The organism is Achromobacter sp. UBA4530 (assembly GCF_002388205.1).
GTDB classification, from domain to species: domain Bacteria; phylum Pseudomonadota; class Gammaproteobacteria; order Burkholderiales; family Burkholderiaceae_B; genus Achromobacter; species Achromobacter animicus.
In genome coordinates this window covers 30,498-47,274 of record NZ_DGMA01000044.1, presented here as the reverse complement: position 1 = coordinate 47,274, position 16,777 = coordinate 30,498, and the positions used below count along the sequence as shown (strand labels likewise).

The 16,777-nt window shown below is 65.4% G+C and carries 17 protein-coding genes and 1 pseudogene; 9 read left to right on the top strand and 9 right to left on the bottom strand.

What is annotated here, in order from left to right:
• Positions 1-11: 11 nt before the first annotated feature.
• Positions 12-920, bottom strand: a complete 909-nt coding sequence (locus B2W22_RS25655; protein WP_286940082.1) for a DNA/RNA non-specific endonuclease — start codon at positions 918-920, stop codon at positions 12-14.
• Between the two features lie 204 nt (positions 921-1,124).
• On the opposite strand from B2W22_RS25655, the gene B2W22_RS25650 reads away from it, so the two are divergent.
• The gene (locus B2W22_RS25650) at positions 1,125-1,454 is read left to right on the top strand and encodes a hypothetical protein (RefSeq protein WP_286940081.1); all 330 of its coding nucleotides are present in this window, start codon (positions 1,125-1,127) and stop codon (positions 1,452-1,454) included.
• An 87-nt stretch (positions 1,455-1,541) separates the two neighbouring features.
• Here B2W22_RS25650 and B2W22_RS25645 read toward each other — a convergent pair whose 3' ends face one another.
• The 3 genes from B2W22_RS25645 to B2W22_RS25635 all read right to left on the bottom strand — a co-directional run bounded on the left by B2W22_RS25645 (position 1,542) and on the right by B2W22_RS25635 (position 3,641).
• Positions 1,542-1,883 (bottom strand): hypothetical protein, encoded by a 342-nt coding sequence (locus B2W22_RS25645; protein ID WP_286940079.1) that lies wholly within the window; start codon positions 1,881-1,883, stop codon positions 1,542-1,544.
• Positions 1,884-1,964: 81 nt separating this feature from the next.
• Positions 1,965-2,567, bottom strand: coding sequence for a LysE/ArgO family amino acid transporter (locus B2W22_RS25640; protein ID WP_175125981.1), 603 nt, complete (start codon positions 2,565-2,567; stop codon positions 1,965-1,967).
• Between the two features lie 162 nt (positions 2,568-2,729).
• Positions 2,730-3,641, bottom strand: coding sequence for a LysR family transcriptional regulator (locus tag B2W22_RS25635; protein ID WP_286940077.1), 912 nt, complete (start codon positions 3,639-3,641; stop codon positions 2,730-2,732).
• Positions 3,642-3,755: 114 nt separating this feature from the next.
• On the opposite strand from B2W22_RS25635, the gene B2W22_RS25630 reads away from it, so the two are divergent.
• The 3 genes from B2W22_RS25630 (at position 3,756) to B2W22_RS25620 (ending at position 7,069) form a co-directional block, all read left to right on the top strand.
• Positions 3,756-4,712 carry a hydroxymethylglutaryl-CoA lyase gene (locus B2W22_RS25630; protein ID WP_286940076.1) on the top strand — a complete coding sequence of 319 codons (957 nt, stop codon included), beginning with the start codon at positions 3,756-3,758 and terminating at the stop codon, positions 4,710-4,712.
• Between the two features lie 34 nt (positions 4,713-4,746).
• Positions 4,747-5,961, top strand: coding sequence for a CaiB/BaiF CoA transferase family protein (locus B2W22_RS25625; protein WP_286940074.1), 1,215 nt, complete (start codon positions 4,747-4,749; stop codon positions 5,959-5,961).
• Positions 5,962-6,076: 115 nt separating this feature from the next.
• Positions 6,077-7,069 (top strand): Bug family tripartite tricarboxylate transporter substrate binding protein, encoded by a 993-nt coding sequence (locus B2W22_RS25620; RefSeq protein ID WP_218343202.1) that lies wholly within the window; start codon positions 6,077-6,079, stop codon positions 7,067-7,069.
• 18 nt (positions 7,070-7,087) lie between these two features.
• Here B2W22_RS25620 and B2W22_RS25615 read toward each other — a convergent pair whose 3' ends face one another.
• Positions 7,088-7,330 (bottom strand): YdcH family protein, encoded by a 243-nt coding sequence (locus B2W22_RS25615; protein WP_175125986.1) that lies wholly within the window; start codon positions 7,328-7,330, stop codon positions 7,088-7,090.
• Between the two features lie 253 nt (positions 7,331-7,583).
• Here B2W22_RS25615 and B2W22_RS25610 point away from each other — a divergent pair, with 253 nt between their 5' ends.
• Positions 7,584-8,735: a sterol desaturase family protein gene (locus B2W22_RS25610; RefSeq protein ID WP_175125987.1), complete on the top strand. Its 1,152-nt coding sequence runs from the start codon at positions 7,584-7,586 to the stop codon at positions 8,733-8,735.
• A gap of 87 nt (positions 8,736-8,822) precedes the next feature.
• Here B2W22_RS25610 and ycaC read toward each other — a convergent pair whose 3' ends face one another.
• The 3 genes from ycaC to B2W22_RS25595 form a co-directional block, all read right to left on the bottom strand.
• A complete protein-coding gene (gene ycaC / locus B2W22_RS25605) occupies positions 8,823-9,449 on the bottom strand; it encodes an isochorismate family cysteine hydrolase YcaC (RefSeq protein ID WP_056570984.1) in 627 nt (208 codons plus the stop codon).
• 127 nt (positions 9,450-9,576) lie between these two features.
• Complete coding sequence (locus B2W22_RS25600) at positions 9,577-10,548, bottom strand: LysR substrate-binding domain-containing protein (protein ID WP_175125988.1); 972 nt, start codon at positions 10,546-10,548, stop codon at positions 9,577-9,579.
• Between the two features lie 161 nt (positions 10,549-10,709).
• Entirely contained in the window at positions 10,710-11,669 is a 960-nt protein-coding gene (locus B2W22_RS25595; protein ID WP_175125989.1) for an AraC family transcriptional regulator, read from the bottom strand.
• A 318-nt stretch (positions 11,670-11,987) separates the two neighbouring features.
• On the opposite strand from B2W22_RS25595, the gene B2W22_RS25590 reads away from it, so the two are divergent.
• The 4 genes and pseudogenes from B2W22_RS25590 to B2W22_RS25575 all read left to right on the top strand — a co-directional run.
• Positions 11,988-13,034 carry an aldo/keto reductase gene (locus B2W22_RS25590; protein ID WP_175125990.1) on the top strand — a complete coding sequence of 349 codons (1,047 nt, stop codon included), beginning with the start codon at positions 11,988-11,990 and terminating at the stop codon, positions 13,032-13,034.
• A 185-nt stretch (positions 13,035-13,219) separates the two neighbouring features.
• The gene (locus B2W22_RS25585) at positions 13,220-14,449 is read left to right on the top strand and encodes an SMI1/KNR4 family protein (protein WP_175125991.1); all 1,230 of its coding nucleotides are present in this window, start codon (positions 13,220-13,222) and stop codon (positions 14,447-14,449) included.
• A complete protein-coding gene (locus B2W22_RS25580) occupies positions 14,446-15,132 on the top strand; it encodes a lysozyme inhibitor LprI family protein (protein WP_175125992.1) in 687 nt (228 codons plus the stop codon). Before B2W22_RS25585 ends, B2W22_RS25580 begins: the two co-directional genes overlap by 4 nt.
• A 74-nt stretch (positions 15,133-15,206) precedes the next feature.
• Positions 15,207-15,959 (top strand): annotated as a pseudogene (locus B2W22_RS25575) (YoaK family protein); the annotation flags it as partial.
• A 44-nt stretch (positions 15,960-16,003) separates the two neighbouring features.
• Here the strand turns inward: B2W22_RS25575 and B2W22_RS25570 are convergent.
• Complete coding sequence (locus B2W22_RS25570) at positions 16,004-16,759, bottom strand: hypothetical protein (RefSeq protein WP_175125994.1); 756 nt, start codon at positions 16,757-16,759, stop codon at positions 16,004-16,006.
• Positions 16,760-16,777 lie beyond the last annotated feature (18 nt).

Here is a 16,777-nt window from a genome sequence, read left to right as displayed (position 1 = left end):
CGACGAGACGTTCAATTCCCCGTCGGCAGCAACTGCATCCCCGTGCGGCGCGCGAACTCTTCATAACTGATCGGCGCGCCCGCCTTGGTGCTCGCGCTGTTCCCCTGCCAATGCACCCACGAGCGCCCCGTGGACGCATCAAACACAACCTTGAACAGATGGCTTGGCACCGCCACGCCGGAGCCAATCTCCTTGGGCTTGTCGCCGTAGTACGGCCCGGTGAACACATACACGTCGCCCGATGCCCGCATTACGTATTTGCGCGTGTCCTGTTCAATCTGGCTCCACGGCCCACCATTGTGGCGCTGGTCCTGCGGCACCATGTTCGCCAGCGAAAAGCTTTGCGCCATGGCCTCGTGCGTGGACATGTCACCCGCCGGCGCCATGTGACCGCGCGAGTAGCCCGACCCCTTGTAGTCCGTCAGTTCAGCGCGTTCGGCGCGCGGCACGCGTGCCTCGGCATAGAACTTGTCGGACCGTTCCATGCCCTGTGCCTGCGTCAGGATCTTGCGGTTCAGACGCTCGGCCACGAACACCGGCGTCTTGGTCTGTCCGTTGTGCAGGATGGCGAAGTTTGAAAAGCACAGCTCGCGCAGCGCCTGGCTGGCGGGCACGACGGGCGGGCGCTGCTGCGGGAAGAATTGCGGGCAGTCGGCAAAGCGCGTGTGCGCCATGCCGCCGGCGGGCACCGCGGCAGGCGCGAACTTTTCCTGGGTCGGCCAACCGACGCGCGCAAGGATGTCGTCGATGGAGAAGTGGGCGCGCCATTGCGGGTTCAGCGCGTACGTGGCCGCGCCGAAAGCGGCCAACGACGTGAGCGTGAACGTTCGCAGGAATCGGTAGATGCGGCCGGAGCTGGCGGCCCGGCTTTTGCTGGCCGGTGCTCTCTTTCTGGGTGCTGATTTCTTCGCGCGGGTCATGCTGCCTGTTTGTTGCGGGCCGGCGCCACTTCGCGCTCGGCAACTGGCGGCATTGTAGATGACCGCAACGTGACAGGCGTTAGCCGGCCATTGCGGCGCACGCCCACGCTGTGCGTGGCAGCGGGCGGAGTATTCTTATGCTCGTTCGGAATTCACAAACACAACGGCCGCGTTTGCCGGCTGACACAGGACTGGGGAAGTTCAATGAGATCGTCCGTGCTTTTCGTGGCCGCCATCGTGGCGGGCTGCGCTGCTCCCGCGCCGGGAGACATGATCACGCAAGATAAGGTGCAAGCCATCAAGATCAACGTCACGACATTCGATGAAATGGTCCGCGACTTTGGTCCCCCTCGCACGCAGCAGGTCAATTCGCAAGGCCTGCGCACCGCGTCATGGTTCTACTTCAACAACAGCGAGTACGGCGCCATGCAGGATCAGCGCACGCTGACGGTGACCTACAACAAGGACGGCACGGTCAAGGACTACATGAACGCGTCCGCGGGCGAAAGGGACGGCGCGCAAAAGAAGCGATAGGGCGCTCGTCGCAAAGACGCGTGGCTTACGCCGCCGAACCCTGGCGGCGCGCCATCACGGACGGCGCCACGTTTCAAGAACGAGTGGTCACTGCGTCGGCGCCGCCTTCAACGCATTGGCCCGAATCTGCTCCGATCGCTGGCGCTGCTCGTTGCGAATCGGAATGCAGTCCACCACCAGCACCTCTTCGCCGGTCCGCAGGTCGATGACCTTCGTGGCGCGGTACAGGTTGCTGGGCGGGCCGCGATCCAGGCAGGCACGTTTGGCGCCGGAGCTTGCCCGGAACAGCTCGGGCACGCCTTCGTATTGCGGGTTGGGCACGCTCCATTTGCCGCTCATGTCCTGGGTCCGCACCACATACTGGCCAAAGGCCGGGCCGCTGCACAGCAGGATGGCCAATGCGCCGGCGGCGCCAGCTGTGATTCTCATGGCGGACGATCCTTCAAGGACGACGGGTAGGGCAGCGTAGCAGCGCGCCGCCGCCTTCGCCGTCCGTCAGAAGGATGAGGATTACCTCACCAGCTGTATGCCGATCACGATCATCAGGATGCCGACGCAGGCATCCAGCACACGCCACGCGGTGGCATTGGCGAAGACGGGTCGCAGTAGCCGCGCGCCATATCCCAACGCAAAGAAAAAGCAGAACGACGCGCAGATCGCGCCGGCAGCAAAGGCCAGCTTGCGCCCTTCGTACTGGCTGGAGATGGAGCCCAGCAGGACGACGGTGTCCAGGTAGACATGCGGGTTTAGCCAGGTGAGCGCCAGACACGTGGCCAGCGCCGCTAACGGGCTATTTGCCTGACGGGACGAGGGTGATAGATGGTCGTGCTGCTTGCGAAACGCCGAGTGCAGGCTGCGCGCCGCGTAGACAAAGAGAAACAAGGCGCCGCCGTAGCGCATGGCGGGCTCCAGCCACGGCAGCAGGCCGACCGCCATGCCAAAGCCCGCCACGCCCGCCGCGATCAGGATGGCGTCGGACAGCGCGCAAGTCAGGCAGATCAGGAAGACATGCTCCTTGCGCAAGCCTTGCCGCAGCACAAAGGCGTTTTGTGCGCCGATGGCGACGATGAGGCTGAGGCCGAGGAGAAATCCAGGGATGAAGGCGGTGGACATACTGCAAGGTCTGGCAGGTCATTAGGGGGCGCTCAGACTAGCGCTGGCTGGAAAATTAGAAAAACTAAATATCCTAATCTTTGATTAGCATGGCTAATCATCCCTGACTTGCCTGCTCCCGGTCGATGCGCACGCCGAAGCCCCGTCCAAGCCCACGCCAGTTCACGACTCGCTGCTCGCGCCCGCCGCCACCAGATGATCCAGCAACAATGCCGCCGCCGCAGGCAGCGCCGCTTCGCTACGCATGCAGATCGCAAAGCGCCGCCGGCTCCAGGCGTCCTTCAGCGGCAGCACCCGCAGCCCGTGCGCCATCGCATAGGGCGTGGCGACTTCAATGGGCGCCACGCTGATGGCCAGTCCCGCCAGCACGACGCGAAACGCAGAATCGAAGTTGCTGACCGTGACGCGGTGCCGCAGCGCCTTGCCGCTGTCGTTGGCTGCCGTCTGCAACATGCGCAGGACGGCGCCGGCGGCCGGCATGCTGACATGCTCGTACTCCAGCGCGTCTTCAAAAAAAACGGCTTCCCGGTCAGCGAGCGGATGGCCCGGCGCGGTGACGATGGCCAGGCGGTCGCCCCGGTAGGGACGCCGTTCCAGCCCATGAAAATCGGCCGCATCCCAGCAGATGCCCAGGCTGGCGATGCCCTCGCGGACGCCGCGCACGACCTCCTGGCTGACGCGTTCTTCCATGTCGACCCGGATGTTGCGGTGGGAAGCGGCCTGAAGAAAGTCCGCGATGTCCTCTGCCAGGGATTCGGCCAGGACCGACGCGGTGGCCAGGATGCGCACTTGCCCCTTTACGCCGCTGGCGTACGCGGACATGTCGCGTTCGATGCGTTCGGAACTGGCGAGGATGGCGCGCGCGTGCTCCAGCAGCGTTTCGCCGGCTTCGGTGGGCTCGACGCCCCGGCGCTTGCGCGTCAGCAGTTTGGCGCCCACGGTGTCCTCAAGCTGCGCGAGCCGCTTGCTGATGGCCGACCCCACGATGTTGGCGCGCTGGCCGGCGCGGGCAATGTTGCCGGTCTCGCAGACGGAGACGAAGAGCCGCAGGGTGGTGATGTCGAGGTCGCGCATGGCGGTCATCCTGTTTGATGTTCCGAAACGGAATTTTAAGCGTTCCAAAATACCGCTTGTGGCTGGTTTGAGAATATCTACACTGGGCTTTGTCTTTTTAGAGGCCTTGTCGCCATGCCCATCCAAGAACCCGCCTGTCGCCCATCGGCCGTCACGGTCCGTGAAGTGGGCCTGCGCGATGGCCTGCAGAGCCTTTCTGTCGTGATGCCCACGCAGATCAAACTCGACTGGATCGACGCGGCCTACGCGGCGGGCCAGCGCGAGATCGAAGTGGGCTCGTTCGTGCCCGCCCGCCTGCTGCCGCAGTTGGCGGATACGGCGGAACTGATCGCGCATGCCACGCAGCTTGCCGGCCTGATGGTGTCCGTGCTGGTTCCCAATCTGAAGGGCGCGGAATTGGCGCTGGCCAGCGGCGCCCACCTGATGCTGGTGCCGCTGTCGGCCAGCCACGCGCACAGCCTGGCGAACCTGCGCAAGACGCCGGACGAGGTGGTGGCGATGGTCGGCCAGATGCGCGCGGCGCGCGACGCGGCGGGTTCGTCCATGCTGATCGAGGGTGGCGTCGGAACGGCCTTTGGCTGCACGTTGCAGGGCGAAGTGCAGCAGGAGGAAGTGCTGCGGCTCATGCAGGCGCTGCTGGATGCCGGCGCCGACCGCGTCAGTCTGGCCGATACCGTGGGATATGCCGATCCGGCCTCGGTGGGACGCCTGTTTGAGGCGGCAAGGCGCATCGCGGGCGATCGCCTGTGCTGCGCGCACTTTCACGACACACGGGGGCTGGGGCTGGCGAACGTGCTGGCCGCGCTGGACACCGGGGTGGCACGCTTTGACGCCTGCCTGGCCGGCATCGGCGGCTGCCCGCACGCGCCAGGCGCCAGCGGCAACGTCAGCACCGAGGACCTCGTGTTCATGCTGCAGAGCATGGGCATCGAGACCGGCGTCGATCTGCCCCGTCTGCTCGCCTTGCGCGAAGCCGCCGTCGGGTGGCTGCCCGATCAGCCCCTGCACGGCGCGCTGTGGCGCGCCGGCCTGCCCAAGACCTATCCTGCACGCAGCGGCCAGTCGGCCTGAGCGCGCGCATCACGCATCGACATCGAGCCTTACCATGCAAAACGCCGCCGTTCCTCCATCCTCCCGTCCCTTGCCGCTGGCCGGCCTGCGCGTCGTGGAGTTCACCCACATGGTCATGGGTCCCACCTGCGGAATGGTCCTGGCCGATCTGGGCGCCGAAGTCATCAAGGTCGAACCTGTGCGCGGTGACCGCACGCGTCATCTGCTGGGCGTCGGCGCGGGCTTTTTTCCGATGTTCAACCGCAACAAGAAGAGCATCGCGCTGGACATACAAAGCCCGGCGGGCGCGGAAGTGGCGCGCAAGCTGGCCGCCAGCGCCGACGTGGTGGCGGAAAACTTCCGGCCCGGCACGATGGCGAAATTCGGCCTGGACTACGCCTCGCTGTCCAAAGCGAATCCGCGCCTCATCTACGTCAGCCACAAAGGCTTTTTGCCGGGCCCTTACGCCATGCGCACGGCCCTGGACGAGGTCGTGCAGATGATGGGCGGGCTGGCCTACATGACCGGGCGGCCGGGCGATCCGGTGCGCGCCGGCACCAGCGTGAACGACATCATGGGCGGCATGTTCGGCGCCATCGGGGCGATGGCGGCGCTGATCCAGCGCGGCATCACCGGGCGGGGGCAGGAAGTGCAGTCGGCGCTGTTCGAGAACAATGTGTTCCTCGTGGGCCAACACATGCTGCAGTACGCGATCACGGGCCAGCCGTCTGCGCCGATGCCGCAGCGCGTGTCCGCCTGGGCGCTCTACGACGTGTTTACGGTCAAAGATGGCGAGCAGATATTCCTGGCGGCAGTGAGCGACGCGCAGTGGGTGACGTTCTGCGATGCCTTCGGATTCGACGATCTGAAGAACGATCCTGCAATGGCCACGAACAATGACCGTGTGCTGTTGCGGCCCACGCTGCTGGCGGATCTGCGCAAGCGGCTGGCACATTACCGCGCCGCCGAACTGGCGGCCGTATTCGAACGCATCGGTCTGCCGTTCGCTCCCATCGTCAAGCCCGAGGAGCTGTACGACGATCCGCACCTGCGCGCCACCGGCGGGCTGGCCGAGATCCGTCTGCCCGACGGCGAGCGTGCCGGGCAGACCGCCGGCGCCGCGCTGTTTCCGCTGATGATGGACGGGCAGCGGCTTGGGGTGAGGCGCGATCCGCCTGTGCTGGGGGCGGACACCAACGACCTTCTGCAAGCGCTGGGCTACGACGCCGGACAGATCGAAGCGTTGCGCGAGCAGGGAGCCGCGGCATGAGGTAACGGCGCGCGCAAGGCGGGCAGCATGCCGCGCCGCGCCAGCGCAATGATTGAAGCCCTTGCAGTAAACGGCCGCGCAAGTCGGCCGATACAAAAACCATCAGGAGACAGACATGAGCAATCAACGTGCGGGCGGGCGCTGGAGCCGCCGCCAGGTTCTGGGTGCGCTGGGCGCCGCCATGCTGGGCGTGCCCGGCGTGACGTGGGCGCAGTCGGACCGGCCGGTGAAATTCATTTTGCCGGTGGGCGTGGGGTCCGGCGTGGACACGATCACGCGGGCGGCGGGGCCAGCGCTGTCCACCGCGCTGGGCCATACCGTCGTGGTGGAAAACCAGCCGGGCGCGGGCGGCATCGTGGGCACGTCGGCGCTGGTGCGGTCGGCACCAGACGGCTACACGCTCAGCATGGTGTCGAACAACCATGTCATCTTCCCGAGCGTCTACAAGAGCCTGCCGTTCGATCCGCTGGCCGACATCACGCCGATCAGCATGGTGGGCATGACGCCGTTCCTGCTGGTCGCCAATCCGCAAAAGATTGCCGCCAACGACATCAAGGCGCTGACCGCGCTCTTGAAGAGCCAACCCGGCCGCTACAACTACGCGTCTTCGGGTAATGGAACGATCCTGCACCTGGCCGCGGAAATGTACGTGCAGCAAGCGGGCGTGAAGGCGCGGCACATTCCCTACAAGGGCGTGGGTCCGATGATGGCCGATCTGATCGGCGGGCAGGTCGACTTTGGCGTGCTGTCGCTGCCGTCCGTGCTGCCGCAGATCAAGAGCGGTGCGCTCAAGGCGCTGGGCGCCTGTGGCGCGGAGCGCATGGCGGCGCTGCCCGACCTGCCGACGCTGCGCGAACAGGGGATGGCGGACTACGAGATCGGCGGATGGTTTGCGGCGGTCGGGCCGGCAAAGCTGCCGCAAGCGGACGTGCGCCGCATCTACGACGCGCTGGGGCGCGCCTTCAACTCGCCGGAGGTGAAGCAGGCGATGGCGACCCAGAACAACCGTATCGTCCTGATGCCGCCGGAACAGACGGTGGCGTACTTCCGTTCGGAGATGACGAAGTACGCCTCCGTCGTCAAGGGCGCGGGCCTGGAACTGATGTAGCCCGCGCCGAGCGGCAGGTCAACTGCCGTTGCTTTTGCCGTGGCCGTTCTGATCGGCCGCGCGGAGCAGGCCGTAGAGCTTGTCTTTCAGGTGCAGTTTTTCTTTTTTAAGCACCTCGATCGCGGCGCCTGAGGACGGCTTGATGCCGTCCTCCATGTTCTGGATTTCCTGGTCCAGATCGTTATGCCGCTGGAACAGCGCCGAAAAGTGAGCGTTTTCGGACTTCAGTTGGGTAATGAGCTCGCGGTATTCAGGGAACATAAAGGCCTCTTGAGGAACCGGTTGACGGGACCGACGATGCGCCTGTCACGACGCGATCATCAGCGTCAAAAGCCATGACACGCCAATGACAACGCCTTGTCAACCTTACGGGTCGAACCACGGCTGTGCGCCGTTGACCCTGCGCAAGGGTGTCAAGAAATGAGCCATTCTGTCGTGAGCGTTCACGTTTCTTTACAGAAGGGTCCGTCCCCGGCGATACACTCGCTTCCCCTTGGACTGTCCCAGATCCCCAATGAAACAGCACGCCCCCGTCTATCGCAGAGTGATGGATCTTTTCAAGCAGGACGGCCGGATTCATCCCGGCACCGGAATGATGAGCGGCGTGATCGCGCTGTTTTTGGCGATTCTTTCTGTGCTGGGCGTGCTGGCGTTTCATTTTCCCGCCTACCTGACCACGCCCGAGCTGCGCAGCTTCTATTCGGTGGAAGCCATGCGCACGCTGCTGTTCGGCGCACTGCTGGTGTCCGGTTCGATCGCGCTGGCCAACACTGTGCTGGGGCGGCAACGCTGGCTCAATATTTCCGCGTTCGTGCTGGTGTGCTGCGCGGTGGCTGCTGGCGGCAGCCAGGTAGCGGTCAATGCCACCAACACCGGCGGCCATCCGTATCTGGGTCTTGATTGGTTCATCCTGGATCTGCTGGCGTCCAGCACCGTCTTCATCATCTTTGAAAAGCTGACGCCGCTGTACCCCGGCCAGCCCGTGTTCCGCGGCGAGTGGCAGGTGGACATGAAGCACTTTCTGTTCAATCACCTGTCGGTGGGCGCGGTACTGCTGTGCATCAACTTCTTCATCCACCGTCTGTTCTCCTGGGCGGCGTACGAACCGCTGCAACAGGCGATCCAGTCGATGCCATATCTGCTGGAGCTGTTCGTGGCCGTGCTGGTGGCGGACCTGGCGCAATACGCCGCGCATCGCATCTATCACGAGGTGCCTTTCATGTGGCGCTTCCATGCCGTGCATCACAGCACGCGCACGCTGGATTGGCTGGCCGGCTCGCGCCTGCACATCGTTGAACTGCTGATCACGCGCGTGGCCGTGTTGGGCGTGCTGTTCGTGCTGGGCTTTTCGAAGGCGGTGCTCGATGCCTACATCATCATCGTGGGATTCCAGGCGGTGCTGATCCATTCCAACGTGAAACTGCCGTGGGGCTGGCTGCGCTACATCATCGTGACGCCGGACTTCCATCACTGGCATCACTCTTCCGACACCGAAGCGATCGACAAGAACTACGCGGCGCACTTTTCCTTCATCGACTATCTGTTCGGCACCGCGGTCCGCGGGGCGGGCAACCGGCTGCCGCAGAACTACGGGATTCTAGACAACGACATGCCCGGGACATTCCTGGCGCAGCAGGCGTATCCCTTCGCCCGCAAGCGGAAATGACAAAGGCAGGCCCAGGCAATTCGCCTGGGCCTTTTTTTCACCGCTGTCTCAGCGTGGTCTGGCCGGCAAGCCGGCCGCGCGGCAACCTTACTTGGCCGCCTTGAAGGCCGAGTACGAGGCCATCAGGTTGCGGTAGTCGGGGATGTGGTTGGCGAACAAGGTGCCCAGGCCTTCCACGTCGTTGCGCCAGTCGCGGTGCAGTTCGCATGCCACGCCGAACCACGACATCAGTTGCGCGCCGGCCTGTTCCATGCGGCGCCAAGCGGCGTCACGCGTCACTTCGTTGAAGGTGCCCGAAGCATCGGTCACCACGAACACGTCAAAACCTTCTTCGATGGCCGACAGCACGGGGAAGGCGACGCAGACTTCGGTGACGACGCCGGCGATGATCAGTTGCTTCTTGCCGGTGGCCTTGACGGCCTTGACGAAGTCTTCGTTGTCCCAGGCGTTGATGTTGCCGGGGCGGGCGATGTAGGGAGCGTCGGGGAACTTGTCCTTCAGTTCCTGGACCAGCGGGCCGTTGGGGCCGTCTTCGAAACTGGTGGTCAGGATGGTGGGGAGCTTGAAGTATTCGGCCAGGTCAGCCAGGGCCAGCACGTTGTTCTTGAATTGATCGGGTTGGAAGTCGCGCACCAGGGACAGGAGGCCGGCTTGGTGATCCACCAGCAGAACGGCGGCTTGGGACTTGTCGAGCTTAACGTAGGGGCGGGTCATGGCTGATTCCTTGGTCTATTCAGGTTGCGCGGTGTTGCGCGGTGTTTTGTGCAACGCTGAGTGCGTAGGAAGGATATTAATTTCAGGACAACCGCGCCGGTAGACGGGAATTTCGACTCTCAGCGTTCTAATTATCGGACAACGATTGGACCGGTTGCAGTGACGGGATGCCGTGGCGCGTCTGGGTCGCAGCTTCGCAGCGCGCGTTTTCACGATACGCGTCTCCCATGAAATCCAACAGCTCCCGCACGGCGGGCAGCAGGCCCCGGCGCGACGGGAACACGGCATGCACGCTGCCGGGCTCGGGTTGCCAGGGGGCGCCCACGGGCACCAGCGTGCCCGCATCGAGTTCCTCGCGGATCATCAGGAGGGGCAGGGCGACGACCCCCACGCCCCGCAGCGCGGCTTGCTTGAGCGCCAGCATGTCGTCCGTGACGAGCCGGGGCATGAACGGCACCGCCAGGCGCGCGTTGTCGGGACCCAGCAGGCGCCATTGGCATTCGCGCTGCTCGGTGCCGAGCGCCATGGTCGGCTGCCGGCTGATGTGCTGCAGATCGGCGGAATCCGGAAGGGTGCGAGCCAGCGCGGGGCTGGCGACCAGGCTCTGGCAGCTCAGGCCCAGGTTCTTCATGACAAGGTCGCTGCTTTCGATGGCGCCAAAGCGCACCCGCACCGCCAGGTCGAAGCCTTCGCGCAGCACGTCCACCGGCCGGCTGAAGCTCTTCAGGTAGACGTTCACCTTGGGGCACTTTTCCATGAAGCGCGCCACCACGTCCCCGAGGAAGTAATAGATGAGCGCGGGCGGTGCGGCGATGCGGATGGTGCCTTGCGGTTCGGCGTGCGTGCGGTCGATGACATCCTGCGCCGCTTCGGCGCCCGCCAGCATCGCCAGGCATTGGTCGTAGTACTCCTGGCCCAGTTCGGTCACCGCGAACGTTCGGGTGGAGCGCTGGATCAGGCGCACGCCAAGGCGTTCTTCCAGCAGGGCGATGCGGCGGCTCAGGCGCGACTTCGGGATGTCCAGCGCCCGGCCGGCCGGCGCGAATCCGCCGTGTTTGACGACCTCGACGAAGTAATAAAGGTCATTCAGGTCGTGCATGCAAATTCCTCGAGAGTCGTCGGTGCCCCGCATGATACGGCGCGTGGCCCAGTTCCCCGCGGGATCAGGCGCACCCGGCTGGATCGGCTGAGCCTGGCGGGACTACGGATCGTATTCGAGGATTTGCGGCAATTGCCCGGAAACCGGCAGATTGCGCGTGGCTAGGCGGCCAGTGCCGTCTCGTCCTTCCAACGCTGTTTGTCGCGCAGCGGCGGCGTGCCGAACAGGCGGCTGTACTCGCGGCTGAACTGCGATGAACTCTCGTAGCCGACGGCATGCGCGGCCAGCGCCACGCCGGCATCGTCCGTCAGCATGAGCCGGCGCGCCTCCTGCAGCCGCAGGTGCTTCTGATACTGCAGCGGGCTCATGGCCGTGGCCTGCTTGAAATGATGATGTAGCGACGACACGCTCATGTGGACGTCGCGCGCAATCTCTTCCACGCGCAGGGGTTGCGCGAAATTGTCCCGCAGGATGCGGATCGCCTTGGCCACGCGGTTCAGTTGGCTGTCCTGCAGCACCGTCTGGCGCAGCACGACGCCCTGGCCGTTCATCAGCAGGCGGTAAAGCAGTTCACGCTTGATCATCGGCGCCAGGATCGGAATGTCCCGTGGCGTGTCCAGCAACCGCAGCAGGCGCAGCACCACGTCCAGCAGCGTGCTGCCCAGCGGATTGACGCAAAGCGCGCGCGAGGCTTCGGCCGGCACCAGCGGCGGCAGGTTCTCGTCGCTGATCAGCGCGGTGATCTCCTCGGGGTTCAGGTCCAGCCGCAAGCCCAGATAAGGCAGGGTCGGGCTGGCCACCGACACCTTGGCCACGAGGGGCAGATCCACCGAAGAGATCAGGAAGTGGAAGGGATCGTATTCATAGGTCTCGTCACCGATGAAAAGCCGTTTCGATCCTTGCGCGATCACAGCCAGTGCCGCTTTCTGCACGACCGGTTTGGCCCCCGACGGCTGCGACAGCCGATGCAGGTACAGGCCTTCGACCGGCGTATCCAGCGCCCCTTCAAGGTTGCCGGTCATGCGCTCGAGCGTGCAGAGCAGCTCGGACCGCGCCAGTTCGCAGGCGGCGTCCTGGGCGGCGATGCCGGGCGCGAGGGATCGGGCAGAATTCAGGGACATCGAGGGGCTCCCGGGGGCGCGCCGCCCGTAAACAAGAGGGGCGACGGCGGCAGAGGATTGGGTGTCCGCCAGTGTATTGCCATCTTGCGCGGTCCGCGCCGGCCGGCATGGGGGAACGGAGGATTAGGCAGGAATTCCGGAGAAAACGACGGGTCGCGTTGAATTGGCTGCCGGGCCGGAGAATCGGGCAAAAAAAGGGCAGGATCAAGCAGCGTGCGCGTGGCTCGCCGGACGCATACTGTCCGCACCCCGGCAGGCTGCCGCAGCGGTGTCCCACTCCGGGGCCCGGCGCGCTCGCCCGCCCCTGAAGGAGCACACATGCGATACAAGAAATTCGGCAGCACGGGCCTGTTCGTCTCGGAGCTTTGCCTGGGCACGATGACCTTCGGCGGCGAAGGCGAGCTCTGGAGCAAGATCGGCAGCCTGCAACAGGAAGACGCCAACCGGCTGGTGGGCCGCGCGCTGGACGCGGGCGTCAATTTCATCGACACGGCGGATGTGTACTCCGAAGGCCGCTCAGAAATCATCACGGGCCAGGCGCTGCGCGATCTGAAGATCCCGCGTGAGGACGTCGTGATCGCCACCAAGGTCTTCGGGCAGACGAGCGCGGGCGTCAATGCCCGCGGCAATTCACGCGTACACATCCTGGATGGCGTCAAGAAGAGCCTGTCCCGCTTGCAGCTGGACCATATCGACCTGTATCAGATCCACGGCTTTGACCCCGCCACGCCGGTCGAGGAAACCATGCGGGCGCTGGACACGCTGGTGCAACATGGCCACGTGCGCTACATCGGCGTATCGAATTGGGCCGCGTGGCAGATCATGAAAGCGCTCGGCATCGCGCAGCGCCTGGGGTTGGCGCGCTTCGAGTCGCTGCAGGCGTACTACACGATTGCCGGCCGCGATCTGGAGCGGGAACTGGTTCCCATGCTGCAGAGCGAGGGCGTCGGGTTGATGGTGTGGAGTCCGCTGGCCGGCGGCCTGCTCAGCGGCAAGTACAGCCGTGATGGCGAGGCCGAGGCGGGCAGCCGCCGCGTCGCGTTCGATTTCCCGCCCGTGAACCGGGAGCGCGCCTACGACAGCATTGATGCGCTGCGGCAGATCGCAGACGCGCGCGGCGTGTCGGTGGCGCAGGTGGCGCTGGCCTGGCTGCTGCACCAGCAGATCGTCACCAGCGTCATCATCGGCGCCAAGCGCGTGGACCAGCTGGAAGACAATCTGGCCGCCACGGATATCCGGTTGACGCAGGACGAACTGGCCGCGCTGGACAAGGTCAGCGCGCTGCCGCCGGAGTATCCGGGCTGGATGCATGTGCGGCAGGGCGAATATCGGCGACAGCAATTGCGCGAGGCCGGCGCCGCCTGACGCGAACCGCGTTCATGGATGGACCGGCGCGCCAGCGCCGGTCCGCACCAGCCAGGCGTCATGCATTCTCGTGTTGAAGGCCAAGGGCAAACTCCGTACACCAACGGCGGTCGGCCATCTTAGTGCGGGGATTCTTCACCCCCCGCTAGTAAAATCGCACCGGTCTCCAACCTTGAAGTTTCAACATGAGCGAGTTTTTCACGTCTGGCGAACTGCTGGCGTTGCGTGAGCACGGCATCGCGGTGTTTGCCGGCCGCCTGCTGATCGATGTGCAACCCCCGATGTCCGACGCCCGCATCGCCGAGATCGAGGCGCTGTGCGAGGGCCCGCTGCCGCCGGCGTTGCTCGACCTGTGGCGGCTGACCGCCGGCGGCGAGCTGGCCTACGATCTGCGCGCGCAGATGGACGGCAACGAAGAGGCCTTGAGCTGGTCCGAGCTGTTCTACGACGGCAGCGACCAGTACCGCGACCTGCAAGGGTGGATCGAGCACGAGCAGGAGTGCGCCGAGGAAGCCGCCGCCGAGGATGGCGCGACGTGGAATGGGAAGCTGCGCTATCTGCCGATAGGCGGTTTCGAATACTGCGACCGCATCTACGTCGCCGTGGAACCGGGGCCGCGAGCAGGCAGCGTGGTCGCGTGGAAGCAGGGCCTGCCGGGCTGGACGCACGCCTTGCAGCAGGACGGCATCGCGACCATCGCGCCGGACCTGCATGCCGCGTTTGCCGCGCTGTGCCTGGAAACCGACCCCGAGGAAGACGAAGACAGCCCCGGCCTGCGCGTTCTGGAGTATCTGGATGAGCGCGTGTCGGGTCACGGCATGCCGCAGTCGCTGGCCGACCGCGTGGCGGTCTTCTACCGGCAGGCGCTGGTCGACTGGCGCGGCCCGCTCGAGGACGGAACGCTGGCCGCCAAGCCTGGCCTGGCCGCGCTGGCCTTGCAGCACGCGTTGTCGCAGGATGACGCGGCCCTTGTGCGCCGTCTGTCGGCGCAGGGCGTGCGCCTGGATGCGCCGCTGCGCGGTAGCGCCCAGGCGCTGGACGTCGCGCTGATGCAGCATGCGTATGCGGCGGCGCAGGCGCTGCTGGACGCGGGCGCGCCGGTCAGCCCCACGGCCATTCACCGCTTCGATCGTGAGCCGCCTGCCGAGCTGGTCGCCGCACTGCTGGCGCGGGGCGCCGACGCCGACGCGCTGGGTGTCGCGCGCTGCGTCGCGTGCGGATCGCCCGATGCCGCGCGTATCGTTGCCCAGGCCTGCGGCGAGGGCATTGCCGAGGCGTACGCGCAGGTCCGCGATTCGATGGCCACCCGCTATCAGGAAGACCTCAAGCGCGTGCGCGCCGGCAAGCTGGGCCACTATCTGGGCGCGGACGGCCTGGCGGCGCGGGTCGAGAATCTGCGGGAGTTTGTCCTGTGAATCGTCTTGCCGCCGGGTTCGCGCTGTTGATCGTGCTGTGCAGTCCGGCGGCCTGGGCCACCGGCAAGCCATCATTCGATTGCGCAAGGGCCCGGACGGCGGTCGAGAAGGCGATATGCGCCGATAGCGGGTTGGCCGAACAGGACGCCAGCATCGCGAAACACTTCGGCAAGGCCAGAATGACCTTCGATCCGGCGACGGGCAAGGCGCTGACGGAAGACCAGCGGTGGTTCGTCAAGGTGCGGGACGAGGCCTACGCGTCGCCGCCCGGCAACGACCCGCCCCAAAAGGAACTGGCGGACCGGTTGAAGTATCGCGACGCCTTTCTGTCGTCGCTGGTGCTCAAGCGCCGTCAAGGCTTTGAAGGCGATTGGGAAAACCTCGCCGGTGGCATTTCGATCAAACGGCAGCCGGATGGCAGCCTGGCATTCGACGGCTCCGCGGCGCATCCGGAAAATGGCCGCTGGGTGTGCGACGTGCGCGGCGCGGGCGCGGTCAAGAACAATGCGGTGGTCATCGAGACGGTCGACGCCGACGGCTGGACGCTGACGTTGTCGCGCAAGGGATACGGTCTCGTGCTGTCCGAAAACCCGCCGGCCGAGGCCGCCGACGCAGCCAGCCGGCCGTATTGCGGCCTGAACGGCGCGCTCGGCGGCGTTTACTATCCGGTTTCAAGGCCTTGATCGGCGCGCCGCCGCCGCGACTAGAATGTCATTCCGAATCGCAGTGAACACGTTCTTGTTTTGAAAGGACAGGCGTGACCATCCCGTATTTGCGCCGGCTGACCGCTGTCAGCCGTAGCCCGCAAGCCAATCGCCATCTTGCCTATCTGCTGACCTTCACCGCCGGCGCCGTCAACGCGGGCGGGTTCCTGGCGGTCCAGCAGTACACCTCCCACATGTCCGGCATCGTGTCCATGATGGCCGACCACATGGCGCTTGGCGGGGTGATCGTGGTGCTGCAAGGGCTGGCGGCCCTGGTGTCGTTCATGGCGGGGGCGGCCAGCTCCGCCTTTCTGATCAACTTCGGGCGCAGGTCCCGGCTGGCCAGCGAGTACGCGCTGCCGTTGCTGCTCGAGGCCGTGCTGCTGCTGATCTTCGGCCTGCTGGGCGCCAACCTTGAGACGCTGCGCTGGTTCTACGTGCCCGGCACGGTGATGCTGCTCTGCTACATCATGGGTCTGCAGAACGCGATGATCACCAAGGTGTCCCGGTCCGAAATCCGCACCACGCACGTGACGGGCATGGTGACCGACATCGGCATCGAGCTTGGCAAGCTGTTCTACTGGAACGTCGCGAAGGGCGACCCGCAGTCAATGCCGCGGGTGCTGGCCGACCGCGGCAAGCTCGTCGTGCTGAGCCTGATGGTGACCTTGTTCTTCGTCGGCGGCGTGACGGGCGCGTATTCGTTTTTCAACTTCGGCTTCGGGTCGACCTGGCCGCTGGCATTGCTGCTGATGCTGCTGGCCGCGGTGCCGATCCTGGACGATATCCGCAGCTTCATGCACCGCGCTTAGCCGGCCGCGCCTGGCCGGCCGCGCGGGGCCCGCCGACATTACCGCTTGGATTTGACCGCGGCGGAATGGCTCAGGAAAACCTGGAGCGCCGCCAGCGTTTCATAGTGCAGACGTTCGAAGCGGGCGTCCTTGACCGGGTCGGTGATGGCGTGCCCCTTGACGTCCAGCGCGTAGGGTTCGCCCAGCAGCCGGCCAATGTCGACCTGGTAGTAACTGGAATTTCCATACGGACGCTTGCCGTCGACGTAGGGCATGGGCCAGAAGCGATCCCCTTCGCGCAAAACCGCGCCCAGCGCCTGATCGTCCACTTCGCGCCAGACCGCGGCGCGCAGCAGGACAAGATGCTCCTTGCGTAGATTGAACATGCCCTGCGCATCCACGCCGCTTTCCGGAAAGTCGAAGGCCTCGCGCATTTCGGCTGGCACGGCGTAACGGCCGGGTTGCAACCTGCCGATGGATTGCACATAGCGCGGGACCAGGCGGCAGACTTCGGCCAGCCGCCGGATGGCCAGCGCATCGTCGGTTGTCTTCAGCGCACCGCGGGCAGTGGCAAGCGTATCGGCGCCGCCAAGCAGCGGTTGCTCGAAATCGATGCCGGGCGCGCCGGATTCGACCGGCATCCATTGCACCCGCAGCAGGCGCACCAAGGCCGCGTGCTGAGGGGTGTAGGACAGGCTGGCGTCCGGCGCCGCATAGACCTTGCGGACGATGGCATCGCGGGCGGGAGAGGCCAGAGCGCGCAGCGGCGCGGCAATCAGGCTGCCCAGCATCAGCAGCAGGGGACGACGGTTCATGGGGTCTCCGGGCGCATT